General features: G+C 62.7%; 31 protein-coding genes. 12 read left to right on the top strand and 19 right to left on the bottom strand.

Annotation, left to right across the window (positions count from 1 at the left end; all coding sequences use genetic code 11):
* The first annotated feature begins 24 nt into the window (after window positions 1-24).
* The 3 genes from AC097R_RS01840 (at window position 25) to AC097R_RS01830 (ending at window position 2,506) form a co-directional block, all read left to right on the top strand.
* Window positions 25-498: an Lrp/AsnC family transcriptional regulator gene (locus tag AC097R_RS01840; protein ID WP_310343925.1), complete on the top strand. Its 474-nt coding sequence runs from the start codon at window positions 25-27 to the stop codon at window positions 496-498.
* Window positions 499-508: 10 nt separating this feature from the next.
* Window positions 509-1,264: an NRDE family protein gene (locus AC097R_RS01835; RefSeq protein WP_479595897.1), complete on the top strand. Its 756-nt coding sequence runs from the start codon at window positions 509-511 to the stop codon at window positions 1,262-1,264.
* Between the two features lie 72 nt (window positions 1,265-1,336).
* Window positions 1,337-2,506: a metallophosphoesterase gene (locus AC097R_RS01830; protein WP_479595896.1), complete on the top strand. Its 1,170-nt coding sequence runs from the start codon at window positions 1,337-1,339 to the stop codon at window positions 2,504-2,506.
* Between the two features lie 64 nt (window positions 2,507-2,570).
* Here AC097R_RS01830 and minE read toward each other — a convergent pair whose 3' ends face one another.
* Genes minE through minC form a run of 3 tightly spaced genes read right to left on the bottom strand, consistent with a single transcriptional unit; the run spans window position 2,571 to window position 4,477 of the window.
* Window positions 2,571-2,834, bottom strand: a complete 264-nt coding sequence (gene minE, locus AC097R_RS01825; RefSeq protein ID WP_479595895.1) for a cell division topological specificity factor MinE — start codon at window positions 2,832-2,834, stop codon at window positions 2,571-2,573.
* Between the two features lie 3 nt (window positions 2,835-2,837).
* Complete coding sequence (gene minD, locus AC097R_RS01820; protein ID WP_479595894.1) at window positions 2,838-3,653, bottom strand: septum site-determining protein MinD; 816 nt, start codon at window positions 3,651-3,653, stop codon at window positions 2,838-2,840.
* A gap of 38 nt (window positions 3,654-3,691) precedes the next feature.
* The gene (gene minC, locus AC097R_RS01815; protein ID WP_479595893.1) at window positions 3,692-4,477 is read right to left on the bottom strand and encodes a septum site-determining protein MinC; all 786 of its coding nucleotides are present in this window, start codon (window positions 4,475-4,477) and stop codon (window positions 3,692-3,694) included.
* Between the two features lie 418 nt (window positions 4,478-4,895).
* Between minC and AC097R_RS01810 the strand changes: the two genes are divergently transcribed.
* From AC097R_RS01810 to AC097R_RS01800, 3 genes are read left to right on the top strand one after another with little or no spacing between them, the layout of a single operon-like run.
* On the top strand, window positions 4,896-5,843 hold the full coding sequence (locus AC097R_RS01810; protein WP_479595892.1) for an alpha/beta fold hydrolase: 948 nt from the start codon (window positions 4,896-4,898) through the stop codon (window positions 5,841-5,843).
* Window positions 5,844-5,853: 10 nt separating this feature from the next.
* Window positions 5,854-7,404 (top strand): GGDEF domain-containing protein, encoded by a 1,551-nt coding sequence (locus tag AC097R_RS01805; RefSeq protein WP_479595891.1) that lies wholly within the window; start codon window positions 5,854-5,856, stop codon window positions 7,402-7,404.
* Between the two features lie 28 nt (window positions 7,405-7,432).
* Entirely contained in the window at window positions 7,433-8,011 is a 579-nt protein-coding gene (locus AC097R_RS01800; RefSeq protein ID WP_479595890.1) for an NnrU family protein, read from the top strand.
* A 14-nt stretch (window positions 8,012-8,025) separates the two neighbouring features.
* On the opposite strand, the gene AC097R_RS01795 is transcribed toward AC097R_RS01800, so the two are convergent.
* Window positions 8,026-8,235 (bottom strand): DUF2788 domain-containing protein, encoded by a 210-nt coding sequence (locus AC097R_RS01795; RefSeq protein ID WP_479595889.1) that lies wholly within the window; start codon window positions 8,233-8,235, stop codon window positions 8,026-8,028.
* Window positions 8,235-9,077, bottom strand: coding sequence for a DUF2189 domain-containing protein (locus AC097R_RS01790; protein WP_479595888.1), 843 nt, complete (start codon window positions 9,075-9,077; stop codon window positions 8,235-8,237). The genes AC097R_RS01795 and AC097R_RS01790 overlap by 1 nt, the downstream gene beginning before the upstream one ends.
* 106 nt (window positions 9,078-9,183) lie before the next feature.
* Here AC097R_RS01790 and AC097R_RS01785 point away from each other — a divergent pair, with 106 nt between their 5' ends.
* On the top strand, window positions 9,184-9,549 hold the full coding sequence (locus AC097R_RS01785) for a glutaredoxin (RefSeq protein WP_477886454.1): 366 nt from the start codon (window positions 9,184-9,186) through the stop codon (window positions 9,547-9,549).
* Between the two features lie 2 nt (window positions 9,550-9,551).
* On the opposite strand, the gene AC097R_RS01780 is transcribed toward AC097R_RS01785, so the two are convergent.
* Window positions 9,552-10,040, bottom strand: a complete 489-nt coding sequence (locus tag AC097R_RS01780; protein ID WP_479595887.1) for a Spy/CpxP family protein refolding chaperone — start codon at window positions 10,038-10,040, stop codon at window positions 9,552-9,554.
* Between the two features lie 146 nt (window positions 10,041-10,186).
* Between AC097R_RS01780 and AC097R_RS01775 the strand changes: the two genes are divergently transcribed.
* The gene (locus AC097R_RS01775) at window positions 10,187-11,128 is read left to right on the top strand and encodes a recombination-associated protein RdgC (protein ID WP_479595886.1); all 942 of its coding nucleotides are present in this window, start codon (window positions 10,187-10,189) and stop codon (window positions 11,126-11,128) included.
* A 43-nt stretch (window positions 11,129-11,171) separates the two neighbouring features.
* Window positions 11,172-12,062 (top strand): dienelactone hydrolase family protein, encoded by an 891-nt coding sequence (locus tag AC097R_RS01770; RefSeq protein WP_479595885.1) that lies wholly within the window; start codon window positions 11,172-11,174, stop codon window positions 12,060-12,062.
* 15 nt (window positions 12,063-12,077) lie between these two features.
* Here AC097R_RS01770 and AC097R_RS01765 read toward each other — a convergent pair whose 3' ends face one another.
* From AC097R_RS01765 to AC097R_RS01735, 7 genes are all read right to left on the bottom strand, one after another.
* On the bottom strand, window positions 12,078-12,644 hold the full coding sequence (locus tag AC097R_RS01765) for a glycine zipper domain-containing protein (protein WP_479595884.1): 567 nt from the start codon (window positions 12,642-12,644) through the stop codon (window positions 12,078-12,080).
* A 95-nt stretch (window positions 12,645-12,739) separates the two neighbouring features.
* The gene (locus AC097R_RS01760) at window positions 12,740-13,489 is read right to left on the bottom strand and encodes an aspartate/glutamate racemase family protein (protein ID WP_479595883.1); all 750 of its coding nucleotides are present in this window, start codon (window positions 13,487-13,489) and stop codon (window positions 12,740-12,742) included.
* A gap of 7 nt (window positions 13,490-13,496) precedes the next feature.
* Window positions 13,497-14,210, bottom strand: a complete 714-nt coding sequence (locus tag AC097R_RS01755) for a GntR family transcriptional regulator (protein WP_479595882.1) — start codon at window positions 14,208-14,210, stop codon at window positions 13,497-13,499.
* A complete protein-coding gene (locus tag AC097R_RS01750; RefSeq protein ID WP_479595881.1) occupies window positions 14,207-15,094 on the bottom strand; it encodes an ABC transporter permease in 888 nt (295 codons plus the stop codon). Before AC097R_RS01750 ends, AC097R_RS01755 begins: the two co-directional genes overlap by 4 nt.
* Window position 15,095: 1 nt before the next feature.
* Window positions 15,096-16,016 carry an ABC transporter permease gene (locus tag AC097R_RS01745; protein ID WP_479595880.1) on the bottom strand — a complete coding sequence of 307 codons (921 nt, stop codon included), beginning with the start codon at window positions 16,014-16,016 and terminating at the stop codon, window positions 15,096-15,098.
* A gap of 30 nt (window positions 16,017-16,046) precedes the next feature.
* Window positions 16,047-17,327: an ABC transporter substrate-binding protein gene (locus tag AC097R_RS01740; RefSeq protein ID WP_479595879.1), complete on the bottom strand. Its 1,281-nt coding sequence runs from the start codon at window positions 17,325-17,327 to the stop codon at window positions 16,047-16,049.
* 62 nt (window positions 17,328-17,389) lie between these two features.
* Window positions 17,390-18,430, bottom strand: coding sequence for an ABC transporter ATP-binding protein (locus AC097R_RS01735; protein ID WP_479595878.1), 1,041 nt, complete (start codon window positions 18,428-18,430; stop codon window positions 17,390-17,392).
* Between the two features lie 234 nt (window positions 18,431-18,664).
* On the opposite strand from AC097R_RS01735, the gene AC097R_RS01730 reads away from it, so the two are divergent.
* Window positions 18,665-18,985, top strand: coding sequence for a low molecular weight protein tyrosine phosphatase family protein (locus AC097R_RS01730; protein WP_479595877.1), 321 nt, complete (start codon window positions 18,665-18,667; stop codon window positions 18,983-18,985).
* Between the two features lie 57 nt (window positions 18,986-19,042).
* On the opposite strand, the gene AC097R_RS01725 is transcribed toward AC097R_RS01730, so the two are convergent.
* Window positions 19,043-19,555: a nuclear transport factor 2 family protein gene (locus AC097R_RS01725; protein WP_479595876.1), complete on the bottom strand. Its 513-nt coding sequence runs from the start codon at window positions 19,553-19,555 to the stop codon at window positions 19,043-19,045.
* 15 nt (window positions 19,556-19,570) lie between these two features.
* Window positions 19,571-19,948, bottom strand: a complete 378-nt coding sequence (locus AC097R_RS01720) for a nuclear transport factor 2 family protein (protein ID WP_479595875.1) — start codon at window positions 19,946-19,948, stop codon at window positions 19,571-19,573.
* Between the two features lie 168 nt (window positions 19,949-20,116).
* Between AC097R_RS01720 and AC097R_RS01715 the strand changes: the two genes are divergently transcribed.
* On the top strand, window positions 20,117-20,992 hold the full coding sequence (locus AC097R_RS01715; RefSeq protein ID WP_479595874.1) for an AraC family transcriptional regulator: 876 nt from the start codon (window positions 20,117-20,119) through the stop codon (window positions 20,990-20,992).
* A gap of 109 nt (window positions 20,993-21,101) precedes the next feature.
* On the opposite strand, the gene AC097R_RS01710 is transcribed toward AC097R_RS01715, so the two are convergent.
* Window positions 21,102-21,701, bottom strand: coding sequence for an FMN-dependent NADH-azoreductase (locus AC097R_RS01710; protein ID WP_479595873.1), 600 nt, complete (start codon window positions 21,699-21,701; stop codon window positions 21,102-21,104).
* A 109-nt stretch (window positions 21,702-21,810) separates the two neighbouring features.
* Here AC097R_RS01710 and AC097R_RS01705 point away from each other — a divergent pair, with 109 nt between their 5' ends.
* Window positions 21,811-22,779 (top strand): LysR family transcriptional regulator, encoded by a 969-nt coding sequence (locus AC097R_RS01705; protein WP_479595872.1) that lies wholly within the window; start codon window positions 21,811-21,813, stop codon window positions 22,777-22,779.
* On the opposite strand, the gene AC097R_RS01700 is transcribed toward AC097R_RS01705, so the two are convergent.
* Genes AC097R_RS01700 through xrtQ form a run of 3 tightly spaced genes read right to left on the bottom strand, consistent with a single transcriptional unit; the run spans window position 22,776 to window position 25,485 of the window.
* Window positions 22,776-24,038, bottom strand: a complete 1,263-nt coding sequence (locus AC097R_RS01700) for a biosynthetic peptidoglycan transglycosylase (RefSeq protein ID WP_479595871.1) — start codon at window positions 24,036-24,038, stop codon at window positions 22,776-22,778. The genes AC097R_RS01705 and AC097R_RS01700 overlap by 4 nt on opposite strands.
* A 41-nt stretch (window positions 24,039-24,079) precedes the next feature.
* A complete protein-coding gene (locus AC097R_RS01695; protein WP_479595870.1) occupies window positions 24,080-24,637 on the bottom strand; it encodes a hypothetical protein in 558 nt (185 codons plus the stop codon).
* Window positions 24,634-25,485, bottom strand: coding sequence for an exosortase Q (gene xrtQ / locus AC097R_RS01690; protein ID WP_479595869.1), 852 nt, complete (start codon window positions 25,483-25,485; stop codon window positions 24,634-24,636). The genes AC097R_RS01695 and xrtQ overlap by 4 nt, the downstream gene beginning before the upstream one ends.

Raw genomic sequence — 25,485 nt, 5'->3', positions numbered from 1 at the left:
ATTAGTATGAAATAGGGCAGAAGTATGAAACTAGACCGCTATGACCAGCAAATCCTCGAAGTTTTGCAGACCGACGGCCGTATCAACAACCAGGACTTGGCCGACCGCATCGGCCTGTCCCCCTCGCCGTGCCTGCGCCGCGTGCGGGCGCTGGAGGAATCCGGCCTGATTGTGGGCTACCGCGCGCTGCTGGACGCCAAAAAGCTGGGGCTCTCGCTGATGGCGCTGGTACACATCTCCATGGACCGCCACACGCCCGAGCGCTTTGCCAACTTTGAGGCCAGCGTGGCCGTGCTGCCGGAGGTGCTGGAGTGCCTGCTCATCACCGGGCAAGACGCCGACTACCAGATCAAGGTGGCCGTACGCGATATGGACCATTACCAGGCGCTGTTGCTCAACAAGCTGACACGCATTGAGGGTGTGACCGGCGTGCACAGCAGCTTTGTGCTGCGCCGCGTGGTGGACAGGACGGCGCTGTCCGTCACTTCCGCACCCTGAGCGCCCAGCCATGTGCCTGATCGCCTGGAACTGGCAGCCCGGCAGCACCACGCCGCTGCTGTTGCTGGGCAACCGCGACGAGTTCTACGCCCGCGCTGCCGAGCCGCTGCACCACTGGCCAGATGCCCCTATCTTGGCGGGACGTGATCTGCAAGCCGGTGGTACCTGGCTGGGTGTGGGCCCTGGCGGCCGCGTAGCGGCCCTCACCAATTACCGCAGTGCGGCGCCTGCGCGCGCCGACGCGCCTTCGCGCGGGGCGCTGGTGGCCGATTTTTTGCGAAGCCCACTCAGCGCCCAGGCTTACCTGGAAGCTTTGCAACCCGAAGCCAGCGCTTACAACCCCTTCAACCTGCTGGTGTTTGACGGCCAGACCCTGCTGGGCCTGGAAAGCCGCGGTGCTCGCATCGTGGCACTGCAACCCGGCCTGGGCGCCGTGTCCAATGCCGACTTCCACACGCCCTGGCCCAAGCTGCGCCAGCTCAGCGGCGGCTTGGCGGCTTGTATCGCGCGGGGTGACACAGACGATGAACACCTGTGGCCGCTGCTGCAATCGCGCGCGCTGGCGGCCGATGCTGAACTGCCCCGCACCGGGGTACCGCTGTTGCTGGAGCGCGCCCTGTCGGCCATTTTTATCGCCACACCCGGCTATGGAACGCGGGCTTGCAGTGTGGTGCGTGTGAACGTTGGTGAAACGCACTTCAGCGAGCAGCGCTTTGGTGCAAGCGGCGCCGCAGGCCACACCAGCCTGACCCACCCCAGCCCTTGAACCCCAGGATTCACGCACCATCTACCAAGCTTTCCACTCTGCCGCCGTCCTTCACGCGACGTGGCGCACACCATGGCTTTTGCCCCGGTTACCCTGATTTCCCTCTTGTTCCATGGGCTGATTGCCTGGCGGTTGCTGCCTGATCTGCCCTCCGACGTCAGCCTGCTGCTAGGGGGTGTGTTGGTGGTATCCGCCCTGCTGGTACCCCGCGGCCTGATGGGCCGCGGTGCCAAGCGGGGCCCTTGGAGTACCGCCATGGTGTGGATTGGGCTGCTGTGCATGGGGCTGTTTTCCTCGCTCTTGGTGCTCACGCTGTTGCGCGATGTGCTGTTGTTGGCTGCCTGGGCCGCACAAGCCGTGGGATTGACGCTGGACAAGGCGGTGCTGCGCCACGCCAGTGCTGAGGCCGTGCCGCTTTTGGCGCTGCTGATGACCGTGCTGGGCTTCTGGAACGCGCGCCGCACTGCGGCTGTGGTACGGGTGGATGTGCCCATTGCCAACCTGCCGCAGGCCCTGCATGGCTTCACCATGGCGCAGATCAGTGACATCCACGTGGGCCCCACCATCAAGACGCATTACCTGCAACGCATCGTGGACCGGGTGAACAGCCTGGGTGCGCACATGGTGGCCATCACCGGCGACCTGGTGGACGGCAGCGTGAAAGAACTGGGCCAGCACATTGCGCCGCTGGCGCAACTGCAATCCACCCACGGCACCTTTTTTGTGACGGGCAACCACGAGTACTACTCAGGCGCACACAGCTGGATTGATGCGTTGCGGGCACTCGGCGTGCAAGTGCTGATGAACGAGCATGTGGTGATTCACCACAGCAACGACACGCAAGACCCGGAACGCGCCATGGTGGTGGTGGCCGGTGTGGCCGACTACAGTGCCCACCACTTTGATGAAAGCCACCGCAGCGACCCGCAGGCGGCGATGGCGCAAGCCCCTGAACAAGCCTTGTTCAAACTGCTGTTGGCACACCAACCACGCAGTGCAGCGGCGGCGGAACAGGCGGGGTTTGATTTGCAGCTATCGGGCCACACCCACGGGGGGCAGTTCTGGCCCTGGGGCTACTTTGTGCGCTTTCAGCAGCCGTTCACCGCGGGCCTGCACAAGCTGGGCGCGCTGTGGGTCTACACCAGCCGGGGCACCGGCTACTGGGGACCCCCCAAGCGCTTTGGCGCGCCCTCTGAAATCACGCTGCTACGCCTGATGCCAGCGCGATCAGAAGCCAAATAGGCCTGTAGCCCCCGTCAAAATTGCGCAGGAAGCTATGAATACCATAGCAAATATCTGCGCTGGGTTAACGGGCGTCTGGCAACTCGATCTTGACTTCCAGGGTTTCCAGGTTGTCCTGGCGGCCCTGGATGACCTTGATGTCGGCGGGATTGATCTTCACGTACTTGCTGATCACGGCGACCAGCTCGCGCTGTAGTTCGGGCAGGTAGTCGGGTTCGGACGCACTGCGGCCGGCGCGCTCGTGGGCCAGAAGAATGGACAGGCGCTCTTTCGCAACGCTGGCCGTGGTCTTCTTCTCACCAAGAAAAAAGGACAGAAGGGAGGCCATGGTTTATTTCCCTCCGAACAGGCGCTTGAGCAGGCCTTGTTTTGGTGCTTCGGTAAAGCGCATGGGTTTGTCGGTACCGAGGAAGCGGTCGATCACGTCCTTGTAGGCCTCGGACACGTCGCTGCCCTGCATGTGCACGGCGGGCACGCCCTGGTTGGACGCTTGCAGCACGGATTCGCTCTCGGGAATCACACCAATGAGCTTGATGCGCAGGATGTCCTGGATGTCTTCCAGCGACAGCATCTGGCCCTGGTCTACACGGGCCGGGTTGTAGCGCGTGATCAGCAGGTGTTCCTTGATCGGGTCGCTACCGTCCATGGCGCGCTTGGTCTTGCTGGCCAGCATGCCCAGGATGCGGTCGGAGTCGCGCACGCTGGACACTTCGGGGTTGGTCACCACCAGGGCCTCATCGGCAAAATGCATGGCCATCAGCGCACCGGTTTCAATGCCAGCGGGCGAATCGCAGACGATGAACTCAAAGTCCATCGCGCCCAGGTCTTTCAGTACTTTTTCGACGCCGTCTTGGGTGAGCGCGTCCTTGTCGCGGGTTTGCGAGGCGGCCAACACGTAGAGGTTGTCGCACTGCTTGTCCTTGATGAGGGCCTGGTTCAGGTTGGCCTCACCCTGGATCACGTTGATCAGGTCGTAGACCACGCGGCGTTCGCAACCCATGATCAGGTCCAGGTTGCGCAGGCCCACGTCAAAGTCGATCACGGCCGTCTTGTGACCACGCAGGGCCAGACCGGTTGCGAAGCTGGCACTGGTCGTCGTCTTGCCCACACCACCTTTGCCGGAGGTAACCACAATGATTCTTGCCATGGGTGAAATGTCTTTCGAAATAAAAAATATCAGTCGATTCAGGCCTTGAGCGGCTCTATGAGCAGCTTTTCCTGGCCATCGGTACTCAGTCGCACTTGGGCGGCCTTGCCCTGCACATCCTTGGGCAAGGGATTTTCGCTGGTGCGGTAGACACCGGCGATGGAAATCAATTCTGGCTCCAGACAGAGCGAAAAAATGCGTGCGTTGGTGTTGCCACGCGCACCGGCCATGGCCTTGCCACGAAGAGGTGCATAGACATGGATGTTGCCATCGGCCACCACCTCAGCACCCTGGTTGACCATGGCCAGCACGACCAGATCGGCATTGCGCGCATAGACCTTTTGGCCGGAGCGCAAGGGCTTGTCGATCACCATGGTGGCGGGGCCGGGCACTTCGCGCACCACCTCTTTGACCACTTCCTGCACCACGGTTTTAGCGGGTGTGGGAGCTTCCGCCGTCTTGCTGCGCACGATTTCTGGTGGCGCTTCCACCAGGCCCACGGCCAGTGCCGCGGCCATCCATTGCGGGCTGGCGCCCCGTACCGCTACGGGCACCAGGTTGCAGGTGCGCAGCACCTTGAGCAGCGGCACCATGTCCTGCACTGGCGTATCCACCGGCAGATGCGAAAAATCGATGACCAACGCGTCGTGGTCAAAAAAGTCTGCGCTGTCGCTTTCACTGCCGAATTGCGTCGTCAGTTCTTCGGCCAAGAGCGTCCAGTCGGTGGTTTTGAGCAGCAAGGCCACCAGCGGGAGCTGGGCGCTTTTGATTTCAAAACTTGCAGGGCTGTGGCCTGGGGCAGAACCCGCAGAAGAAACTGGCATGGAGGAAATGTGCAAAGGGCGGTTGTGTGAAGCGGGCAAATCTTACTTGATGGATGGTCCCAAACACGGACTTGGCGATGGCTTCTTTGCAGATGTACACATCTTTTTTTATTGCTTCAAAAAAGTGGAACAACGAAGGGAAGTTATGCGCTTTGCTATTTACTTAAGTTACTTATTTAAAGATAGTAGTAGTAGATAAGGGAAGCCCTTCGGTGTGGACAAGCCTCTTTTATTGAACAGAATCAAAGACTTAGACAAGCTTAACCCTTGTGGGTGACTGTGCTTTGGTTTTGCTTCGTGAAATGGGATAACTTTGGGTTTTGGCATCCGCCTGTGGATAACTACTGGCTTATGCGAAATCTATGCACAGGTTTATTCTTTGACACGGTGGGGGTGGAGACAGGTAGAGTTCAGCCCCATGAAACTTGTTGTCCGTATTTTGGGTGTGTCGCTGATCGCGATGCTGGTGTTTGGGTTCGCGGGCGTCATTGCCACCTGGGCACCAGACCGGTCGGTGGCGCAATTGTCCGCCCGGTGGGCGCAGGCGCCGTCACAGTTTGTGTCGGTAGCCGGCATGCAGGTGCACTTGCGTGACGAAGGGCCGCGCAATGACCCCAACCCCATTGTGTTGCTGCATGGTACGGCGGCCAGCCTCCACACCTGGGATGGGTGGGCACAGAACCTCACGGCCACGCGGCGCGTGATCCGCTTTGATTTGCCGGCCTTTGGTTTGACCGGCCCGCACCCACAGAATGACTATTCGATGGCTGCCTATGTGCAGTTTGTGCAGCAGGTGCTGGACAGCCTGGGTCTGCAGCACGTGGTGCTGGGCGGCAATTCCCTAGGTGGGCAGATTGCCTGGGAGTTTGCTGTGGCCCAACCTCAGCGCGTAACGCAGCTGATCTTGGTAGATGCAGGCGGTTATCCCATGCAATCGGAATCGGTGCCTTTGGGGTTTCGGCTGGCACGCGCTCCTGTCGTAGGCAGACTCATGGAATACACGCTGCCACGCGGTGTGATCCAAAGCAGCGTACGCAATGTCTATGGCGACCCTAGCAAGGTGACGCCAGAGTTGGTGGACCGCTATTACGAGCTGACCCTGCGGGCGGGCAACCGCACGGCACTGGTTCAGCGCTTTGGGCAAATGCGCTGGGACCATGTGGAACACATTAAAACGCTGAAGTTGCCCACCTTGATCCTTTGGGGCGCGCAGGACAGGCTGATTCCATTGGACAATGGCAGGCACTTTGCAGCAGATATTGCGGGTGCGCGGCTGGTGGTGTTTGAGCCACTGGGGCATGTGCCCCAGGAAGAGGATGCCCAAAGCACTGTGCGCGCAGTCAAAGAGTTCCTGAAAATTACCTGAAACGGTGTTTATGGCCGATAAAAAAGCATTTGAAATTGCCCGGGAAACGCTCAAGCAACTGACTGCCCGCAAGCTCACGCCCACGCCAGCCAACTACTTGGCGCTCTACAACGAAATTGCGGGTATCCCGCATGTGCCGCACTTCCCTGCCGACATGCTGCGGGACATTTCACAGGGACTGCCGGCCAAGACACCGGGCCAGCAAAAGCAGAAAGGCCTGTTGGACTATGCGATTGACCGGCTGAACTGGGACGGTGTGAAGTCGGCACTCATTGCCTATGGCGGCTTTGTTCCGATGAATGGAGCCGATGCTGCGGCAGCGCCCGTTTCCAATGGGGTTGTGAATGCTGTTCCCTCGGCACCGAGCGCCATTTCTGCCGAATTTCTGGGCCAGATGGGGCGCTTGATTGAATATGCCTTGCCTGCCCTGGGTTCGGACGATGCTCGCTTCAACGAACAGACCGACAACCTGCTCAAGGCCATGCGCCAACCCGGCGCCGATGTGGCTGCCGTGAAGCTGATGCTGGTGAACTACAGCCACCGTCTCTCGTTTGCCGCGGAAGACCAGGCCGAGATTCGGGTGACGTTGCTGAAGCTCTTGCACCTGGTGTTTGAAAACGTCGCCGAGCTCAGCCTGGACGAGCAATGGCTCAAGGGCCAGATGGACGCACTGATGGAAGCCGCCACGCCGCCGTTGACGCTACGCCGCCTAGATGACGTGGAACGCCGCTTAAAAGACGTTATTTTTAAACAAAAAGACGCTAAACAGCGTGCCCTGCAAACGCAGGAAGAAATGCGCACCATGGTGGCGACCTTTATTGACCGCCTGTCCCAGATGAGCCAGTCCACGGGGACCTTTCAACAGAAGCTGGAAGAAAGTGCCCGTTTGATCGAACAAGCCAAGACCTTGGCCGACATTGCGCCTGTCTTGAAAGAGGTGGTCAGCACAACCCGCAACATGGCGCATGAGAGCCAAGCCTCGCGTGAAGAGTTGGAAGTGTTGCGCGGGCGCGCTGTGCAGTCAGAAGGAGAGCTGGTCCGGCTGCACCAGGAACTGGACCGTGTCAGCTCGCAGGCACGGCACGACCCGTTGACGGGTGCCCTGAACCGCAAGGGTTTGGACGAGGCCTTGAACCGCGAGGTGTCCCATGTACGCCGCAAGGAATTGCCGCTCAGCGTGGCTTTGCTGGATATCGACAACTTCAAAAAGCTCAACGACACCCTGGGCCATGCCACGGGCGATGCCGCGCTGAGCCATTTGGCGGCGGTGGCACGCGAATGCATGCGCCCCCAAGACACACTGGCCCGCTACGGTGGTGAAGAGTTTGTGATTCTGCTGCCCGATACCCCGCTGGACAAGGGCATTGAAGCCATGACCCGCTTGCAGCGTGAACTCACCAAGCGCTTTTTTCTGGCCGGTACCGAGAAGCTGTTGATCACCTTCAGTGCCGGTGTGGCGCAGCTGGCGGCGGACGAAGAACCTGGGAACGCGATACGCCGTGCGGACCAGGCCATGTACCTGGCCAAGCGCGCAGGCAAAAACCGGGTGCTGGGCGCCTAGGGCGCGGTGGCGTAACCAAGGGGTTGTGATGGGCTATTTGCTGCTGGGTTTGCTGGTGTTTTTGGGTGTGCACTCGGTGCGCATGGTGTCAGACACATGGCGCACGCAGGCACTGGCCCGTTGGGGCGAGGGCGCTTACAAAGGCGTGTATTCGCTGTTGGCTGCCACAGGCCTGGCGCTTATCGTGTGGGGGTTTGGCGTGGCACGCGAGACCCCGGTGGTGCTGTGGACCCCACCCACGGGCATGCGGCATCTGGCTGCCTTGCTCACGCTGCTGGCCTTTGTCTTGTTGGCCGCGGCCTATGTGCCGGGCAATGCCATCAAGGCGCGTTTTCACCACCCCATGGTGCTCGCAGTCAAAAGCTGGGCCCTGGCGCATTTGCTGGCCAATGGCAACCTGGCCCACGTCGTGTTGTTTGGTGCCTTCCTGCTGTGGGCCGTGGCCAATTTCATTGCTTGCCGCCGGCGTGACCGGGCCTTGGGCACAGCGTATCCGGCAGGTACTGCATGGGGCACGGGTATCACCGTGGCGGTGGGTGTGGCAGCCTGGGCGCTGTTCGCCTTTGTGCTGCATGGTCTGCTGATCGGCATTCGTCCCCTGGGCTGACCCGCTGCGCGGTTCTAGCGGGTCAGCACCCACTGGATGATGAACTTGGCGGCAAAGCCCACCATGCCAAAGGCTAGCCCCAAAAACAGCACAAACGTGCCGAATTTGCCCGCCTTGGATTCCCACGCCAGCTGCCCAATGATGAATAGCATGTAGAGCATGAAGCCGCCCACCCCAAAGGTGAGGCCAAAGCTGGCTATTTGCTCTTCGGTAAAGCCAAACATCAGCGTGGTCCGGGGCGGACATAGGGAGCGGAGTAGCCTTCTCTGGCAGGCAAGGCAGAGGCGTCTACCAGCTCGCGGTAGGCATGCCAGCTGGCGTGGCCCAGCATGGGTATCACCGGAATCAAACCCAGCAGCAACGACCCCAAGCCCAGCAACGTGAACCCCATGATGAGCGCCGCCCACAGGGCCATGGGTACGGGGTTGGCCAGGATGGTCCGCCAGCTGGTCAGCACTGCCTGCATCAATGTGACACGGCGGTCCAGCAGCAGGGGCATGGAGACCACGCTGGAGGCAAACAGGGGTGCTGCCAGCACGCCACCCAGCGCCAGCCACAGCTCAAACAGCCAGCTGTCGGGCGCCAGCACAACGTGGCGCACAAACTCCAGGGGGGTGTTCACCGGCATGGGGGCCAGCAGGGTGATGAGTGCGGCAGAGGTGAGCACCCAGCCGGTGGCGGCGATGGCCAGCAGGGCACCAAACTGCACCATGCACCAGTAGTCGTTGCCCCATTTGTTGAAATGGCTGTGTTGCCAGTTCAGCCAGGTCTTGGCCACCACCCGCCAGTCGGCGGTTTCCTTGCGCTCCAGCGCGCGGCTCAGGGCGTACAGGCTGGTCGCGAGTACAGGCGCCACCACCAGAAAGCCCGATAGCGCACCAGCCAGCAGCCAGAAGCGGTGGTGTGCCACCGCCACGATGGCGGCTCCAAACGCCGCCAGCACGAAGCCGTGCGCAAAGCTCACCCAACCCGCGCGCAGCATGTCGTGCCAAGCCAGCCCCAACCACGCCAAGGGGCGCATCAGGGTGATGGTGCGGATGGGTGGGGGTAAAAATGGAGTGGTCATGGTGCTAAGCCCATGCTACCCAGTCTAGGCCGACAGCAGCCCCTAAATTTTGATGGAGATCAAGGGCCCACCGCATAATAAAAAGCTAACCCTTTGAGGACTGCTTATGCCCCGCCCCGTTCTGGATGAATCCCACATCCACCCCGCCATCCGTGAACGCATTGCCGGGCACCACCAGGACATTGTTCAAGAAGTACAGGCCGCAGTCGCCGCGCATGCGGTGGTGGTGGTTGGCATGGGGTTGAACCCTATGCCCAAGAAGGCGCGTGCGGCGCTGGACGCCGCGGGCGTGGCCTACACCTACCTGGAATACGGCAACTACCTCAACACCTGGCGCCGCCGCACGGCGCTGAAACTGTGGACCGGCTGGCCCACGTTTCCCATGGTGTTCGTCAAGGGCACGCTGGTGGGTGGTGCCACCGACGTGCAGGCCCTGATTGCCAGCGGCGAGCTCAAGACGCTGCTGGCCTGAGTTTATTTGCGCTCGCCACCCCGGTGGCCACCCATGCGGGCGTGTTCTTCGTCAAACAGTTTTTTCTGCTCGGGGCTTAGCACGGCGTAGAACGTCTTGGTCGCTTCGTCGCGCTTGTCCATCTGTGCTTGCATGTCGGCCATGTGCTGGGTGCGCAGCGCGCGGACTTTGTCCAAGCGCTCCGGCGTGCTCAGCTTGTCCAGCTCGGCGCGGTCAGGGCGTTGCTTGGCGTCACGGGCAGGCGGCTTCATGGCGGCAGTGAAGGTGGTCCAGGCGCCTTCCTGGGCGGCGGTAATCTTCAGTTTGGTTTTGAGTTCTGCCACGCGCTTGGCATGCATTGCTTCCATCTTGGCGGGGTCCATGCGCTGGTGGTGTTCCATGCGGGGCTTGCCTTCGGCCGCAGCATCGGGGGCGGGCTTTTGCGCCATCACGGAAAAACCTGCACCTGCCAACAGACTGGCCACGACAAGAGATTTGAAAACGGGTTTCATGGAGTATTCCTTTGGTCATCTACCTGCAGCGGGTATCGCATCAGGTTGAAAGCAAGTGTGCGAGGCCTGTGTATCCGTCCCATTGCGCCGCCATGTGGGTTTGTAAAGTTGCGTGAAAATGCAGGGTCTATAGAAATGGGTCAAAAGTGTTCAAAAACATGATGGTGTACCGCCTGGTGTCGGCATGGTCGACAACGCAGGCGCAGTTGGAAGAGGCGCTGGATGGCGCGCGGTTTGTGGAATGTGGCGCCAGCCAGGAGAAATCGGTGGGCTGGACCGAACCCCGGGGTCAGGCCCACGGCCCCTTGGTGGAGATCGTGGGCGGCCAGTGGCTGCTCAAGCTCATGATCGAGGTCAAAAGCGTGCCCGGCTCGGTGGTCAAGCGCAAGGTGCAGGAACAGCTGCAACAGATTGAGGCCACCACCGGCCGCAAGCCCGGCAAGAAAGAGGCGCGTGAGATCCGTGACGATGCCCGCCTGGCCCTGTTGCCCATGGCGTTTACCAAGCAGTCCAGCGTGCAGGTGTGGATAGACCCCAAGGCCGGGCGTTTGGTGCTGGACGCAGGCAGCCAGGCCAAGGCCGACGAAGTCATGACAGCGCTGATCAAGGCGGTGGATGGCTTGGCCGTGCAACTGATCAACACCCAGCTGGCGCCGGCCACGGCCATGGCGCATTGGCTGGGCACGCAAGAGGCGCCCCCGGACTTCAGTGTGGATCGCGAATGCGAACTCAAGGCTGCGGACGAATCCAAGGCCGTGGTGCGCTACACGCGCCATGCGCTGGACACGGATGAGGTGGCCCAGCACATTGCACTGGGCAAGATGCCCACGCGCCTGGCCATGACCTGGAACGACCGTGTGTCGTTTGTGCTGACCGAGGCCTTGCAGCTCAAAAAAATTGCGTTTCTGGACACCGTGTTTGAAGAAGCCGCCAAGGCCGCGGGGGATGGCAAGGACGACAACTTTGATGCCGACGTGGCCATTGCCACGGGTGAGCTGGTACAGCTGATCCCGGATCTGCTGGAGGCGCTGGGCGGCGAAGTGGCCCTGGGTGAAAGCCCTGTTACGAGCGCAGTCACAGCGGCGTAACGGCTTTCCCGCTAAGCTGGCCTCTTTTTTGGGAGGCTAGCCCATGCAACGCAAAACCGCGCAGGACTTTGACCAGGAACTGCTGATTCTGTTTGATGCCTATGTGCACGGCACCGTGGACCGCCGGGGGTTTCTGGAGCGCGCCCAGAAGTTTGCGGTGGGTGGCGTGACGGCCGCAGGGCTGCTGGCGGCGCTGAGCCCCAACTTTGCGGCCGCCCAAGTGGTGCCCAAAGATGATGCGCGCATCAGCACGCGCACCGTAGACATTCCTTCACCTGCCGGCTACGGCAGCATCAAGGGCTATCTGGCGCGTCCTGCGCAAACTGCGGGCAAGCTGCCCACCATTCTGGTGGTGCATGAAAACCGCGGACTCAACCCCCACATCGAGGACATTGCCCGCCGCCTGGCGCTGGCGGGCTACTTGGTGTTGGCGCCCGATGCGCTGACACCCTTGGGCGGCTACCCCGGCGATGAAGACAAGGCTCGCGAGCTGTTCCCCAAGCTGGACCAGACCAAGACGCAGGAAGACTTTGTGGCGGCGTCCCGGTATTTGCTGACGCATGCCGAGGGCACGGGCAAGCTGGGTGCGGTGGGCTTTTGCTACGGTGGGGGCATGGCCCACATCCTGTCGGTGCGCCTGCCGGAGCTGGCAGCTGCCGTGCCGTTTTATGGCAACCTGCCGGCCCCCGCAGATGCGGCCAAAGTGAAGGCGCCGCTATTGGCGCACTTTGCCGCGGTGGACGAGCGCATCAACGCGGCCTGGCCCGTATACGAAGCAGCATTGAAGGCCGCGGGTGTGCGCTATACGGCCTATCAGTACGCGGGCACGCAGCACGGGTTCAACAACGACACCACACCGCGCTTTGATGCGGCCGCCGCGCAATTGGCGTGGGACCGCACCCTGGCCTTTTTTGCCCAGACCCTGCGCGGCTGACGCGTTGCGCCGGGCTTAGTCGTCGTAGCGGTCACGGTCGTGGCCATGACCATGGTGGCGGTGGTGCTTGTCCCAACCGCGGTGGTCGTGGTGGCCAAAGTCATGGCGGTAGTCGTCGCGGCGGTAGCTGGCTTGTTCGTAGTGTCCGCCACGGTCATAGCCACGCGCCTGGTACTGGCGCTGGGTCACGCTGCGGCCTACGCCAGCGCCCGCAGCACCGCCTAAACCGGCACCCACCACTGCACCACTGCGCCCGCCTACCGATTGCCCCACCGCGGCACCCGCAGCACCGCCCACGGCGCTGCCAATCACCGCACCATTGCGGCCTGATCCATGCGTCGTCACTGCGGCACCGGCGGCACCGCCCAGCGCGCCACCGACCACGGCACCGCTTTTGCCACCCACGGACTGACCCAGTACCGCGCCAGCTGCAGCACCGACGCCACCACCCAATAGTGGGGTCCAGTCGTTCGCATGGGCCGTGTGTACCAGGGCCAGCAGCCCCAGGGCGGCTGTGCCCGCACGCAGCGTGCGGACCAGGCCGGTAGAAAACCGTGTGGAATGGGAAGAAGCGTGCTTCATACGGTGAAAGGGGCCAGAGCCCGTACCGCCAGAGGTGGCGGCTTATGCGCTTTCAACGCCGTGCGCGCTGGGGCGATGACCCGGATTACAAGGCCTTACACCTGCTGCAGCTTGTTACGACTGCCCAGTGCCATCAATTCGGGGGCCAGGTTGTACCAAGGCACGTCAAACCCGTTCTCGGGGTTGGGGCTGGTGGGCAAGGCCAGCGCGTGGCGGGTGCCGGCCAGCACGCTGTCGATGACCGGAATGTGCACATGGGGTTGGATCAGCGCGGCCAGCCCTGCCAGCCCAGCACCGCCAAGCACGATGGACTGGGCATTCCATTGCGTGGCGGCCTCCTGGCAGGCCTTGGTCAGCAGGGCCACTGCAGCTTGCGGGTCGCTGGCCAGTTCGGCGCCGCTGGGTGCCACGGTGTGGATGCCGGCCAGTGCGGGTGCGTGACCCAGTGCGTAAGCCAGGCGCTCCAGCATGGGCTTCCAGCGCTCACCGCCGGTCACGACGGCGAAGCGACCGATTGCCGCGGCCTCTGCAAACGCGGCTTCGGCCAGCCCGGTGACGGGTGCGGCACTGCCTTGGCGCAAGGCCAGCAGGCCGGGGTCGCCAAAGCAGCCAATCAGGATGGCATTGGGCGCCTGCGGGCTGTCTTGCAACGCTGCGGCCCAGCGGTCCAGCAGCGCGTGGCTGGCAACGGCGTAACTGGCCTCGCAGGCAATGTAGGGGGCGCCAAAGCGCGCTGTCACGGTCTTCACCTGCACCTGCGGGCCAGCGGCGGCCTGCGCATGGGTTTGCAGCAGCGCGCTGACGCTGTGCGAGGTGTTGGGGTTGATGACCAGCAGCTGGCGCATGGGGCGCTCAGGAGCCCGTGGGCGCACCACCAAACAGCGACGCCAGGTCGGGTGCCACTTCCTCGGCGGCGGTGAACTGCAGCTGGGTCTCCAGCTGCGCCAGGTGATCGCGCATCAGGCGTGCGGCCTCACGCGGGTCGCGCAGGCGAATGGCGTCCAGCAGCGCGCGGTGTTCGTCGCAGCCGCAGGAGGTGGCTTCCACCCGCGCCTGCGTGTGGTTGTTGCTGTAGGTCATGAGGATCAGCGAGGTGCGCGACACCAGCTCCCGCAGGATGCGGCCCAGCGTCTGGTGGTCCGACGCATTGGCAATGTGCAGATGAAAATCACCCGAGAGGCGGATGGCGCGGCGCATGTCGCCGGCGGCGCGTGCGGCTTCCTCATCGTTGATGCACTGGGTCAGTACGGCAATGTCGTCAGCCGTGGCGCTGGCGATGAAGCATTCGATCAGCGTGGGCTCAATCATGCGGCGCACTTCAAACACCTCGCGCGCCTCTTTCTCGGTGGGCTGGGCGACGGTGGCGCCGCGGTTGGGCGTGAGCGTGACGATCTGCTCGTTCGCCAGGCGCACCAGCACGGGCCGCACACGGGTGCGTGACACGCCGAAGGCACTGGCCAGTTTTTCCTCAATGAGCTTGGTGCCTGGGGGCAGGCGGTGGTCCAGGATGGTGGCCACCATGCGCTCGTAAATCTCGTTTTCTGTCAGTGCGACAAAATCAGTCATGCAGTCCGCCGGTTGGCTGGTTTTCTCGCCAGCAGTTTGGACAGGCCCACGGCCAGCCCCATCACCAGAAACGATACCACCATGGTCACGGTGCCCAGCGCATAGATGGAGGGCGTGGTCACCGTGGTGGTGAGGCCTTGCAGTTCCAGCGGGAGCGTGTTCACATCACCAATGGCCTGCGAGGTGCGGGCAATCTCATCCCAGCTCAGCGTGAAGCCGAACATACCAATACCCACCACAGAGGGCGCAATCAGCGGCAGCACCACGTGGCGAAAGCCTTGCCAGGGCGTGGCACCCAGATCACGCGCGGCTTCTTCGTACGCGGGGTTGAAGCGGTTGAAGATGGCAAACATGATGAGCAGGCCAAAGGGCAGCGTCCATGTCAGGTGGGCGCCCAGGGCGGAGGTGTAAATGCCCAGGGCGGTGCCGTAGTTCTCCAGCACGCCGTCCATGCCAAAGGCTTCCATCACTTTCTTGATGCTGCCATCGAGCAAGCGGAACTCCAGCCCAATGCCCAGCGACACGATGATGGACGGCATGATGAGGCTGGCCACCACCGTGAAGAACAGCAGGTGACCACCGCGCAGCTTCTTGCGAAACGCCAGGCCCGCCAGCACCGAGAACACGATGGTGAAGGCCATGACGGTGAGGCCCAGGCCCAGCGAGCGGTAGAGTGCAGCGCCAATGTCCACCACGCCCAGGCCCTCGGCGAGTTTGTGGAACCAGTGCAGCGAGAGGCCGCGCATGGGGAAGGTCAGGCCGCCCTCGGGACCCTGAAAACTCAGCACCACAATGACCAGCATGGGCCCGTAGAGGAACAGCACGTAGGCCGCAAAGAACAGGGCCAAGAACCAGAAAGCGGCGGAGCGGTTTTCTTTGTGCATCTCAGAGCTCCTTGCGGATGTCGACCATGCGCGTGAGCGCCCAGATGATCATGAGCACCAGGCTCAAGAGCACCACTGCATTGGCCGCAGCCAGCGGGAACTGCAGGTAGGACGTCTGCACCTGGATGATCTTGCCCACCGAGGCAATTTGCTGCCCGCCCATGACGCCGATGGTGACGAAGTCGCCCATCACGATGGTGATGACGAAGATGGAGCCGATGATGATGCCGGTGCGGCACAGCGGCACGATGACGTTCCACAGCGTTTGCCAGGCGGTGGCACCGCTGTCGCTGGCGGCCTCGATCAGGCTGCGGTCGATGCGCATCATGCTGTTGAAGATGGGCACGATCATGAAGGTGGTGAACAGGTGCACAAAGGCCAGCACCACCGAGAAGTCGGAGAACAGCAGCCACTCCACGGGCTTGTTCACCATGCCCATGGTCATGAGTGCATCGTTGACCAGGCCATTGCGCCCCAACAGCGGCACCCAGGCAATCATGCGGATCACGTTGGACGTCCAGAACGGGATGGTGCACAGCACAAACAGCACCACCTGCACACCGCTGGACTTGACGTGGAAGGCCAGGAAGTAGGACACCGTGAAGCCAATGACCAGCGTGAGCAGCCACACCAGCAGGCTGAACTTGAAGGTGGACAGATAGGTCTTGACGGTGACGCACAGGTCACCCGTCTCGTTGCGCGACAGGCAGCCGTCGAAGATGGCCACGTAGTTCTTGAACGTGAAGCCGGGCAGCATCTCGTACTGGTTGTAGTCCCAGAAACTCACCATCAGCACCAGGGCCAATGGAATCAAAAAGAAGAGCGCAAACACCGTGGTGAGCGGCAGAGCCTGCCACCAGGCCGCGAGGGTGCGGCCCGGGGCAGATGCCGCCGGAAGTGAGGGTGCTGAAGGTGCGCTCATGGTGTTTTCACTTCCTTGGCTGGCAGGTAGTTATGCTGCGACGAACTCGTTCCATTTCTGGACCATGTAGGCGTTTTCGTCCATCACGGCATTCCAGCAGGCGATGCCACCCATGCGGGCTTCGTAGCTGCCGCCGTCGCGGCTTTCGCCCTTCTTGGCCAGCACATCGCCGTTGGGGCTCTTGATGTCTTGCGTGGCGGGTTTGCCTTCCATCCAGTAGGCCCACTCGTAGGCTTCCATCTTGGCCTTGGCGGTGTCCAGCACGGCGCTGTAGTAGCCCTGGCGGTTGAGGTAGGCACCGGCCCAGCCGTCCAGGAACCAGTTGATGAACTCGTAGGCACCGTCCAGCTTTTTGCCCGACAGGGTGGCGGGTAGGCCGAAGCCGGATGCCCAGGCGCGATAACCCTCTTTGAGTGGCTGGAAGTTGCAGGCAATGCCTTTGGTGCGCACGGCGGTGACGGCAGGGGACCACATCGACTGGATCACCACTTCGCCGGAGGCCATCAGGTTGACGGACTCGTTGAAGTCTTTCCACAGGCTGCGGAACTGGCCTTGCTTCTTGGCGTCGATCAGGGTCTTGATCGTCAGGTCAATTTCCTTCTTCGTCATGTTGCCCTTGTCGGGGTACTTGTAGATGCCCATGGCTTCCACCACCATGGCCGCGTCCATGATGCCGATGGAGGGGATGTTCAGGATGGCGGCCTTGCCCTTGAATTCGGGATTCAGCAGCTCGGCCCAGGAAGAGATGGGGCGCTTGATCAGGTCGGGGCGAATGCCCAGTGTGTCGGCGTTGTACACGGTGGGGATCAGGCTCATGTACTGGGTGGGGCTCTTGGCGAAGACCTTGCTCTTTTCGCCTTCGAGGTAGATCACCTTTTTAGGAGCGGTGCCTTGGTCGCCCACGGCCTTGCCGCCCACCATGCCGGTGGTGAACAGGCTGGTGATCTTGTCAGCGTTCTTGATGCGCTTGGTGTCGATGCCCTTGAGGTTGCCCGTGGGCACGATGTTCTTGAGCGAGAAGTACTCGGAGTCAATCAGGTCGAAGCTGTTGGGTGCGGTGACGGCGCGCTTGGTCACGTCGTCGGTGGTCACGGCCACGTACTGGATCTTGATGCCGGTGTCTTTTTCAAACTTTTCCGCAATCGCCTTGTCCTGGTTCACCGCGGTGCCCAGGTAGCGCAGCACGATGGGTTCGGCTGAATGCACGGCGGGGAACACGCCCGCGGCCAGGATACCGGCGGTGCCTTTGAGCAGGCTGCGGCGTTGCATGGGCGCGGCAGTGGAGAGGGTGTCTTTCAGATCGTCAGCCATGGGAAAACTCCTTAGAGAGGGTCGGGAGGGGGTTAAAAACTTCTTGCGAAGACAGGGAGAACTCAGTACGCCAGCGGGTGTGCAGCGCCGGGTGCCCAGCTCAGCTGCACGGTCTCGCCCACGGCGTAGGGCCGCTGGGCAAAGGTGGCCTCGGACACCATCACCGAGATCTCGGCCGTGGTGTGCGCGGTGTGGGCTACGCCGGGGTTTTGTAGGCCCAGCAGCACATAGGTGCCCTGGTACTCCACATCGGTGATGACGGCGCGCTTGGTGTGCGGGGCATCGGTGTTGGCGCTGGTGGCGGGGGTGACCTGCATCTGGTCGGTGCGCACCCCAATCTTGCCGCCCGGGGTTTCCAGCACGTTGTGGCCGCCCATGAAGCGCGCGACAAACTCACTGGCGGGCTTGTTGTAGACCTCGTGCGGGCTGCCCACCTGCTCGATCACACCGTGGTTCATCACCACCATGGTGTCGGCCAGGGCCATGGCCTCTTCCTGGCTGTGGGTGACGTGGATGAAGGTCAGCCCCAGCTCCTTTTGCCAGCGGCGCAGCTCGGCACGCATCTGGATGCGCAGGAAGGGGTCGAGCGCGGAGAGCGGTTCGTCCAGCAGCAGCACGCGCGGCTGGGTGATCAGGGCACGCGCCAGGGCCACGCGCTGCTGCTGGCCGCCCGACAGTTCGGCCGGTTTGCGGTCTGCCAGGTGGCCCATGGCCACGCGCTGCAGCAGGTCCTGCGCCTTGGCCTGGCGTTCCAGCTTGTCCACGCCCTTCATCTTCAGGCTGAAGGCCACGTTGTCCAGCGCCGTCAGGTGGGGAAACAGCGCAAAGCTCTGGAACATCATGGCCGTGCCGCGCTCGGCAGCGGGCAGGTCGGTGATGTTGCGGTTCTCCAGCAGGATGTCACCGCCGGTGGCTGACTCGTGCCCCGCAATCATGCGCAGCGTGGTGCTCTTGCCGCAGCCCGAGGGGCCCAGCAGGCAGCAGTAGCTGCCGCTGGCAATGCGCAGGTTGATGTTGTCCACGGCAGGCTTGCCCTGGGCGTAGCGTTTGCTCAGTCCTACGACCTCGATGGCCGCGGCCTGCAGTGTGGTGGTGGCGTTCATGCCAACACTTACGCAAAGCCTGTGCCAACTTTGTACACAATGTTTTTGCAGAATTGTGTACAAAATGCACCGGATTTGTGCGTTGCAACATTCGCCGGAGCGGATTCAGTGTTTGATTTGGTGCAGCGCGGGGTTGCTCCTTGGTGCAGGTTGCTACTAGTTTGATAGCTGCTCGCGCACATTCCACGGGGGCTAGAGGCCTAAAATGCCCCTAACTCCGAGCCACAGCCTCCCATGAACCTACTTTTTGTCTGCAGCCGCAACCAGTGGCGTAGCCCCACCGCCGAACAGGTCTGGCGCAAGCACCCAGGCCTGTCGGTGCGCTCCGGCGGCACCAGCCGCAATGCCCGCCACCCGGTGTCCGAGGCGGACATCCTGTGGGCAGACGCGGTGTGCGTGATGGAGGACAAGCACGTCGCCCAGCTCAAGGCCAGCTTTCGGGAGCTGCTGCAGGGCAAGCCCATCCACGTGTTGGATATTCCGGACGACTACCGCTACATGGACCCTGAGCTGGTGGAACTGGTGCGTGAAGGCGTGGCCGCCCTGCTCCCCTAGTACTTCATCTTGCAGGTACTGAACTCGCAGATGGCATGAGGGGCGGCACCATGCGGGTCACTGGCCCCAGAAAGCGTCCTCTTGCGCTTGGTCGCTGGAGAACAGCTTGACTTCGACGATCTTGCCGCCCTCGATGCGAATCAAATCCACCCCCGCTTGCTTCATCTTGAGGCCATTGGCCTCGCCCGCAAATTCGATGGTTATGGCGACCCAGTCGCCGTTGGCCATGTAGTGATCGGCGCGGGTGATGGCGAACGTGCCTTTGGACACTTCCATCATCGCCCCCAGCATCGGGCCGACAGACGCCATGCCCCGATGGGTGCCGGAAAACCGGTTCTTGCCCGGCTGGTGCCAGATCACGTCGGGCGAAATGATGCTGCCCAGCGTGGCTTGGTCGTTAGTTTGTACGGCCTTGATATAGGTCTTGGCGATGTCGATGGTGTTCATGGTGCGTTCCTTGGGAGATGCGGTTGTGGAAGAAAGTTGTGCCAGTGCTGGAGTGGTGCCCCCGGCAAGGCTGGTGGCGAGAAAGAGAATGCCGAGCAGGCTGCGGCAGGTGGTGGTTTTCATGGGCAGAACGGCCAGTTAGAACATCGGGTTGTTATTGCCCCGCACATCGGGCATAGCCATCATGGCGTCCCAGTGCTCGGCTAACTTTCCATTCGCTATGCGATAGATGTCGATAAAGCGCCACTCCTTTCCCGCCATTTCGTAACGGGAATGCAGGAAAACAATGTCGCCTTCAGCGACTACGTGCCTGAACGTGCATTTTTGTTTTGGAACGCCTTGGGCGATCAGCATTTGAACCAGTGCCTTGACGCCTTCTGGACCATCCGCCGTCGTTGGGTTGTGTTGAATGAAGTCCGCACTCAAATGCGCGTCCACACCCGTGATGTCCAAGTCCCCAAAAATTCTTTGGTAAGCCGTGGTCACTATGAGTTTGTTTGTTTCTGCTTGCGTCATATTTATTCGTTGATTCGGTTGAGAGCTGTTTTGTTTGTCGGTGGGTAATTATTGGACAATGCAGGGGATTTATAGCGGTATTTATGCGACTATCTCTGATACTTATGGGACATTTTGTTAGGACAATGGAATTGAGGATTTACAGTCCGAGTACAGGAAATAACCAAGATGAACACGGATATTCAACGCCTGGGCTATCGACCACAAACGCCCAATCAACTCGACCTGGAAGTCTTTTCGATGGCCGATCTCAGACATCGGGCCAAGGAACAATTGCGCGTCACCCATCGGTACGATTTCCACACAGTGGTGTGTGTCACGCAGGGCACCAGCACCCAGCTGGTGGACTTCAAGTCGATTGCCTGTGCGCCGGGGTCGCTGCTGGTGGTGCGAGCGGGCCAAGCCCACAACTACGGACAAGATCAGGATTGGGACGGCTGGAACCTGCTGTTCCGCCCTGAATTTGTCTTGCCGGTTTCAACCACCTCGCACGATCTCAAGCTCGCGCTGGATTTGGAGAGGCTGCCCGAACACATGGTCCTCAGTGACCAAGAGCTGCGCAAGGCAACGGACTTGTTTCAGCAGATGCGCGAGGACACGCTGATCGACGCGCCGCAGGAAGACGTGCACACCTTGCTGCGCCATCAGCTCCATACGCTCTTGACGCGCTTGAGTATTCTGCAAGGCAGACGACAGACGCAGGAGCAGCTGGTATCACCTGCATCGCAACGTTTCCAGCGGTTTCAGCAGCTGGTGGACACGCGTTTCGCGCAATGGCACCAGGTGGCCGACTATGCCAGCCAGCTCGGCTACACCGAAAAGAGCCTGGCGCGCGCAGTGGCCGCGGCGGCAGGCACAACAGCCAAAGCCTTCATCGCCGCGCGTATCAATCTGGAGGCAAAGCGCCTGCTAGTGCATTTGGACATGCCCGTCGCCACGATTGCCGAGAAACTAGGTTTCGACGAGCCCACCAACTTCAGCAAGTTCTTCAAGCGCGAAGTTGGCTGTACCCCGGCAGAATTTCGCAAGCGGCAAAGGGCTTAACGCAATAGTTGAGTCCACCCCGCGTGGAATATGCGCGAGCAGCTATTGTTTTGATAGTGATACTGTGCGGCCCTGGCGATGCTGCCGCGCCTGATCTCTCGCAACAAGCTCAGACCAGCACAGCCTCGATCTGCACCGCCGCCGAGGCCAGGGCCTTTTTCTCCGCCTCCGGGCCCATGTTCAGGCCTTCGGCGTAGATGAACTGCACGTCGGTCATGCCCAGGAAGCCGAGCACGGTTGTGAGGAACGGTACTTGCGTGTCGGCCGGCGTGTCACGGTACAGGCCGCCGCGGGCCAGCGCCACGTAGACTCTCTTGCCCTGCACTAGGCCGACCGGGCCCTTCTCGGTGTACGTGAAGGTGACGCCGGTGCGGGCGATCCCGTCGATCCAGTTTTTCAGCGCGGCGGGCACGCCAAAGTTGTACATCGGTACGCCCAGCACCAGCACGTCGGCAGCCAGCAGCTCGGCAATCAGCGCGTCGCCCTGCGCCACCAGCGCGTCTTGCGCGGGGCTGCGCTGGTCGGCGGGGGTGAACAGGGCTTGCAGCACGGCTTCGTCAAACACCGGGTGCGGGGTGCGGCCCAGGTCGCGCAGCGTGCGGGTGGCGCCGGGGTGGCTGGCTAGCAGACGCTGGGCGATGTCGTTGGCCAGCTGGGTGGAGTGGGAGCCGGTGCTGCGCGCGCTGGAGTTGATTTGCAGGATGTTCATGGTGGATTCCTTCCGGTGGGTGGTGATGGCCGCACTGTAGTTATCCCGAAATCAATCCGGAAGGCATTGAAATGGATAACATTGTTCCACTGCAGAAACGGTGGCCGCCATGAACCAGATCGAACCCAACGACTTGCTGCTCTTTGCCCGGGTGGTGGAAGAGGGCAGCTTCAGCCGCGCTGGCGAGCGGCTGGGCCTGCCCAAATCGACCGTGTCGCGCAGATTGGCGGCCCTGGAAACCCAGCTGGGCGAGCGCATGCTGCACCGGACCACCCGCAAACTGGTGCTCACCGATTTCGGCCACAGCATGCTGACCCATGCGCGGCAGGTGGCCGACGAGGTGGACGCGGCGGTGCAGCTGGCGCAACACCGGCAGGTGGAGCCGAGCGGGCGGCTACGGGTGTCACTGCCGGGCGACTTCGCCACCATGCTGCTCAGTGGGGTGCTGGCGGAGTTCGCCCTGTGCTACCCGGCCATCTCGCTGGAGCTGGATTTGTCGCCGCGCAAGGTGGACCTGATCGGTGAGAACTTTGACGTCACCGTGCGCATGGGCGACCTGGCCGATGACGCTTCGCTGGCCGCGCGCCGCATCGCCGTGTTCTCGCACCGCTTGTATGCGTCCCCCAGCTACCTAGCAAAACACGGTGCGCCGACCGAGCCCGAAGCGCTGATGGAGCACGACACCCTGCAACTGCTCTGCGGCGTTGATCCGCTGCCCTGGGTGCTGACCCGGGGCGAATCACGCTGGGAGGGCGTGCCGCCGGCGCGGGCCCGGGCCAACTCGCCAGAACTGCTGACCCGCCTGGCACGCGGCGGGGTCGGCATCGCCTCGGTCAACGAGCACTTTGCTGCGCCCTATGTGGCAAGCGGCGCGCTGGTGCCGGTGCTGGCGGATTGGACGCAACCCAGCTACCCCGTGTGGGCGGTGTTCCCCGGGCGGCGGCTGATGCCGGCCCGCACACGCGTGTTCCTGGATGCGCTGGTTGCCGAGTTCAACCCCACGCTTCGACAAGTCGCTCCTGTTTTGATAGCTGCTGGCGCAGATGTGACGGGGGCTAGAGTCCTGAAACACGCTTAATTGCGCACCCACACCAATGTTGGCAGTGCTTCCGCCAACGCCGCCCGGTCGCGCTTGGGCAGGGGCCGCAGGCTGGCGGCTACCCACTGGGCGCGCTCCAGGTTGATGCTGCCACGCGCCTTCCAGCGCTGGGCTTCCAGCGCCGGGTTGTGCAGCATGGCAGCCAGCCACACGGCCTGGGCAGCAGTGAGCTGGTCGGCGCGTTTGCCAAAGTAGGTATGGGCCGCGGCCTGCGCGCCGCACACGGTGGCACCCCAGGGCGCGTGGTCCAGGTACAGGCGCAGGATGCGGGCCTTGCCCAGGGTTTGCTCCATCTCCACTGCGTAGAGCAGCTCACGCAGTTTGCGCACGGGCGAACGCTCGCCGCCCGTGACCAGCAGCTTGGCCACCTGCTGCGACAGGGTGCTGGCGCCGCGCAGGGTGGCGTCTTCGGCCTGGTTGCTGCGCAGGGCCTTGTTCATCTCCACCAGGTCGTAGCCGGGGTGTTCGTAAAAGCGCTGGTCTTCAGCAGCCAGCACGGCGCGGGCCAGCAGGCTGTCGGCGCGCAGCGTGGCCTTCGCCATGGCCACGGGCAGGCCCTGGCTGCATTGGCTTTGCGCCTGCCCCCAGGCCTCGGTGCCCAGGCCTTGCACGGCCATGCCGTCCAGGCGCGGCTGCACGGTCAGCGCCTTGCCGGGCAACTCCAGCGTGGCCTTCAGCGAAAACGTGCCATCGATCTGCGCGGTGGTGACCTCGGGGATGGCGTTGGCAAACAGCGCGTAACCATCGACCACCGGTGTACTGGGCACATCGATGTGCAACGTGATGCCCGTGGGACGCAGTGTGCCATGCCAGGTGGCGGTAACGGCGCCGCTTTGCAGCGTGCCACGCAGCTCGGTGGCGTTGCGGCGCACGGTCATGCGTACGTCTTGCAGGCGCAGTGGCTCGCCGCCCCAGCTGCTGCTGCGCAGCGTGCAGGGTTGGCAGTGCAGGCTGAGTTGCTGGGTGGCCTCGTCCCACGCCAGGTGCACATCGCCCAGGCGCGTAGGCAGCGTGCGGCCGTGTAGCTGCTTGGCAATCCAGGGCGTGCTGCCCCACTGCACGAGCGCGGCCACACCCACGTTCATGGTCAGCGGGCCGACGCGCAGCGTAGTAGCCCAGTCCCCCGGCGCCGGGCGCACGATGGCGCGCGCCGTGAACAGCAGGGCGCTCAGGCCCAGCATGGCCAGCACTGCGGTAAACACCAAAATCCGGGCCGTGGCCCACAACAGTTTGCGCACAACATCATCCTTGCAAGAACACAGTAGGCTTAAAAACAGGTTTAAAGCGGGGTGGCCACGGTGATGGCCTTCCACGGCCCCGTGGACTGGCCCGCGGCCGAGGCCCAGTACCAGGCGGAGGCATCGGTAAAGCCCTGGCCCTGCGCGTCTTCAATGCGTTCACACACGCGCACGGCACGGCCGCCGCGGTCGGCCACAAAGCAGCGCCAGCGGGTCTTGTCCGCTTGTTCTTCCAGCTGCTCGTTGCGGATGCGGTAGCCCAGGCCGCGGTAGCAGTCGGTGGCGGGGTGCAGCATGCGTGTGGGCTGGTTCACGGTGCGCAGCACCAGCACCTGGCGGCCATCCGTCATGCGCGCCAGCGTGCCGGGGAAGTGGCGCGCAAAGCGTAGCTCCACTTCGCTAAGGGCCAGCGGGCGCAGCGGTGTGCCTTGCCATTCGGTGGGCAGTTCGACGCTCTGCGTGGCTGTGTTCGTGTCGTGTGGCGTGGAGCGTTCAGCCACGGCTTGGCCAATGCCCCACAGTGCGCACACGGGCAGCAGCGCGGCCCACAGCGTCTTGTGCAGCACACGGTTCAGAAAACGGTTTTCCAACAGGTTCATGATGTCGCGCGCTCCAAAGATCCTGTGCGGCCCATGGCCCACGCAATGCCACCGCACACGGCGGCCAGCACCAGCAGGCCCACGGCGTCATGGCCCCAGCCGGGCAGGTGCGCGCCCGATGCTTGGGTAGCCACCAGCACGGTGTTGCGCAACACATTGCCCAGCAACACGAGTGCACCCACGACGGGCAGGCGCAGCAGAAAGGTTTTGTTGGGTTTGCCTGTAGCCAAGGCCACCACGCAGGCCGTGAAGTAACCCAGCCACGCCATCTGCACGCCCGAACACGGTGCGTCCACGATGATGAGCTGGCCATCCACCACCAGGCTGCTGCCCGTGCGCTCCACCGTATGGGCGATGGACAGCAGCCAGCGGCTCATCTCCGCCGTCACCACGCGCAGCGGAAAGCCCGCGTAAAACTGCAGCGAGGCGAGCAGCGGCAGCGACAACACCGACAGGCCCAGCACTGGTGCGGTGGCTACCCGTGCGGGCAGAAAGGCGATGAGCCCCGCAGCCACCGACAGCAGGCCGATGAGCGCCACCACCAGGTCCGGCAGCTGCTGATGCAGCGCCGTGGTGAGCACGGCACCGGCCAGCGCGGTCACCTGAAAGCCCAGGCGCGGCGCGGCGCGCAGGTGCGTGCGGTGCTGCCACAGCGCGCCGCCCAGGGCCGCCAGGGCCAGCAGCCCCAGCGGGTCGTCCGAGCCGTCCACCATGCGCTGGCCCATCCACCACCAGGTGGGCCACAGCGCCAGGGCCAGCAGGGCCAGCCAACGCCATTCGGGCGCGGTGTCCAGCGCGATGCCAAAGCGCACAAAGCGGGGCATGTGCAAGAGGCGGGGCAGTGCCAT

It is taken from the genome of Rhodoferax sp. ZS1R25 (genome assembly GCF_056521335.1).
Note: the sequence above shows the minus strand (reverse complement) of the source record. Positions and strands in the feature narration are given on the sequence as shown.

What these genes read in the sequence shown, in the direction of transcription:
- AC097R_RS01805 (WP_479595891.1), top strand. Translation starts at nt 5,854, where the DNA reads ATGGCCGATAAAAAAGCATTTGAAATTGCCCGGGAAACGCTCAAGCAA.
- AC097R_RS01770 (WP_479595885.1), top strand. Translation starts at nt 11,172, where the DNA reads ATGCAACGCAAAACCGCGCAGGACTTTGACCAGGAACTGCTGATTCTG.
- AC097R_RS01730 (WP_479595877.1), top strand. Translation starts at nt 18,665, where the DNA reads ATGAACCTACTTTTTGTCTGCAGCCGCAACCAGTGGCGTAGCCCCACC.
- minC (WP_479595893.1), bottom strand. Translation starts at nt 4,477, where the DNA reads ATGCCAGTTTCTTCTGCGGGTTCTGCCCCAGGCCACAGCCCTGCAAGT.
- AC097R_RS01795 (WP_479595889.1), bottom strand. Translation starts at nt 8,235, where the DNA reads ATGTTTGGCTTTACCGAAGAGCAAATAGCCAGCTTTGGCCTCACCTTT.
- minD (WP_479595894.1), bottom strand. Translation starts at nt 3,653, where the DNA reads ATGGCAAGAATCATTGTGGTTACCTCCGGCAAAGGTGGTGTGGGCAAG.
- AC097R_RS01835 (WP_479595897.1), top strand. Translation starts at nt 509, where the DNA reads ATGTGCCTGATCGCCTGGAACTGGCAGCCCGGCAGCACCACGCCGCTG.
- AC097R_RS01790 (WP_479595888.1), bottom strand. Translation starts at nt 9,077, where the DNA reads ATGACCACTCCATTTTTACCCCCACCCATCCGCACCATCACCCTGATG.
- AC097R_RS01830 (WP_479595896.1), top strand. Translation starts at nt 1,337, where the DNA reads ATGGCTTTTGCCCCGGTTACCCTGATTTCCCTCTTGTTCCATGGGCTG.
- minE (WP_479595895.1), bottom strand. Translation starts at nt 2,834, where the DNA reads ATGGCCTCCCTTCTGTCCTTTTTTCTTGGTGAGAAGAAGACCACGGCC.
- AC097R_RS01715 (WP_479595874.1), top strand. Translation starts at nt 20,117, where the DNA reads ATGAACACGGATATTCAACGCCTGGGCTATCGACCACAAACGCCCAAT.
- AC097R_RS01800 (WP_479595890.1), top strand. Translation starts at nt 7,433, where the DNA reads ATGGGCTATTTGCTGCTGGGTTTGCTGGTGTTTTTGGGTGTGCACTCG.
- AC097R_RS01750 (WP_479595881.1), bottom strand. Translation starts at nt 15,094, where the DNA reads ATGCACAAAGAAAACCGCTCCGCCGCTTTCTGGTTCTTGGCCCTGTTC.
- AC097R_RS01720 (WP_479595875.1), bottom strand. Translation starts at nt 19,948, where the DNA reads ATGACGCAAGCAGAAACAAACAAACTCATAGTGACCACGGCTTACCAA.
- AC097R_RS01760 (WP_479595883.1), bottom strand. Translation starts at nt 13,489, where the DNA reads ATGCGCCAGCTGCTGGTCATCAACCCCAACACCTCGCACAGCGTCAGC.
- AC097R_RS01695 (WP_479595870.1), bottom strand. Translation starts at nt 24,637, where the DNA reads ATGAACCTGTTGGAAAACCGTTTTCTGAACCGTGTGCTGCACAAGACG.
- AC097R_RS01810 (WP_479595892.1), top strand. Translation starts at nt 4,896, where the DNA reads ATGAAACTTGTTGTCCGTATTTTGGGTGTGTCGCTGATCGCGATGCTG.
- AC097R_RS01705 (WP_479595872.1), top strand. Translation starts at nt 21,811, where the DNA reads ATGAACCAGATCGAACCCAACGACTTGCTGCTCTTTGCCCGGGTGGTG.
- AC097R_RS01725 (WP_479595876.1), bottom strand. Translation starts at nt 19,555, where the DNA reads ATGAAAACCACCACCTGCCGCAGCCTGCTCGGCATTCTCTTTCTCGCC.
- AC097R_RS01840 (WP_310343925.1), top strand. Translation starts at nt 25, where the DNA reads ATGAAACTAGACCGCTATGACCAGCAAATCCTCGAAGTTTTGCAGACC.
- AC097R_RS01765 (WP_479595884.1), bottom strand. Translation starts at nt 12,644, where the DNA reads ATGAAGCACGCTTCTTCCCATTCCACACGGTTTTCTACCGGCCTGGTC.
- AC097R_RS01745 (WP_479595880.1), bottom strand. Translation starts at nt 16,016, where the DNA reads ATGAGCGCACCTTCAGCACCCTCACTTCCGGCGGCATCTGCCCCGGGC.
- AC097R_RS01755 (WP_479595882.1), bottom strand. Translation starts at nt 14,210, where the DNA reads ATGACTGATTTTGTCGCACTGACAGAAAACGAGATTTACGAGCGCATG.
- AC097R_RS01740 (WP_479595879.1), bottom strand. Translation starts at nt 17,327, where the DNA reads ATGGCTGACGATCTGAAAGACACCCTCTCCACTGCCGCGCCCATGCAA.
- AC097R_RS01780 (WP_479595887.1), bottom strand. Translation starts at nt 10,040, where the DNA reads ATGAAACCCGTTTTCAAATCTCTTGTCGTGGCCAGTCTGTTGGCAGGT.
- AC097R_RS01735 (WP_479595878.1), bottom strand. Translation starts at nt 18,430, where the DNA reads ATGAACGCCACCACCACACTGCAGGCCGCGGCCATCGAGGTCGTAGGA.
- AC097R_RS01710 (WP_479595873.1), bottom strand. Translation starts at nt 21,701, where the DNA reads ATGAACATCCTGCAAATCAACTCCAGCGCGCGCAGCACCGGCTCCCAC.
- xrtQ (WP_479595869.1), bottom strand. Translation starts at nt 25,485, where the DNA reads ATGGCACTGCCCCGCCTCTTGCACATGCCCCGCTTTGTGCGCTTTGGC.
- AC097R_RS01785 (WP_477886454.1), top strand. Translation starts at nt 9,184, where the DNA reads ATGCCCCGCCCCGTTCTGGATGAATCCCACATCCACCCCGCCATCCGT.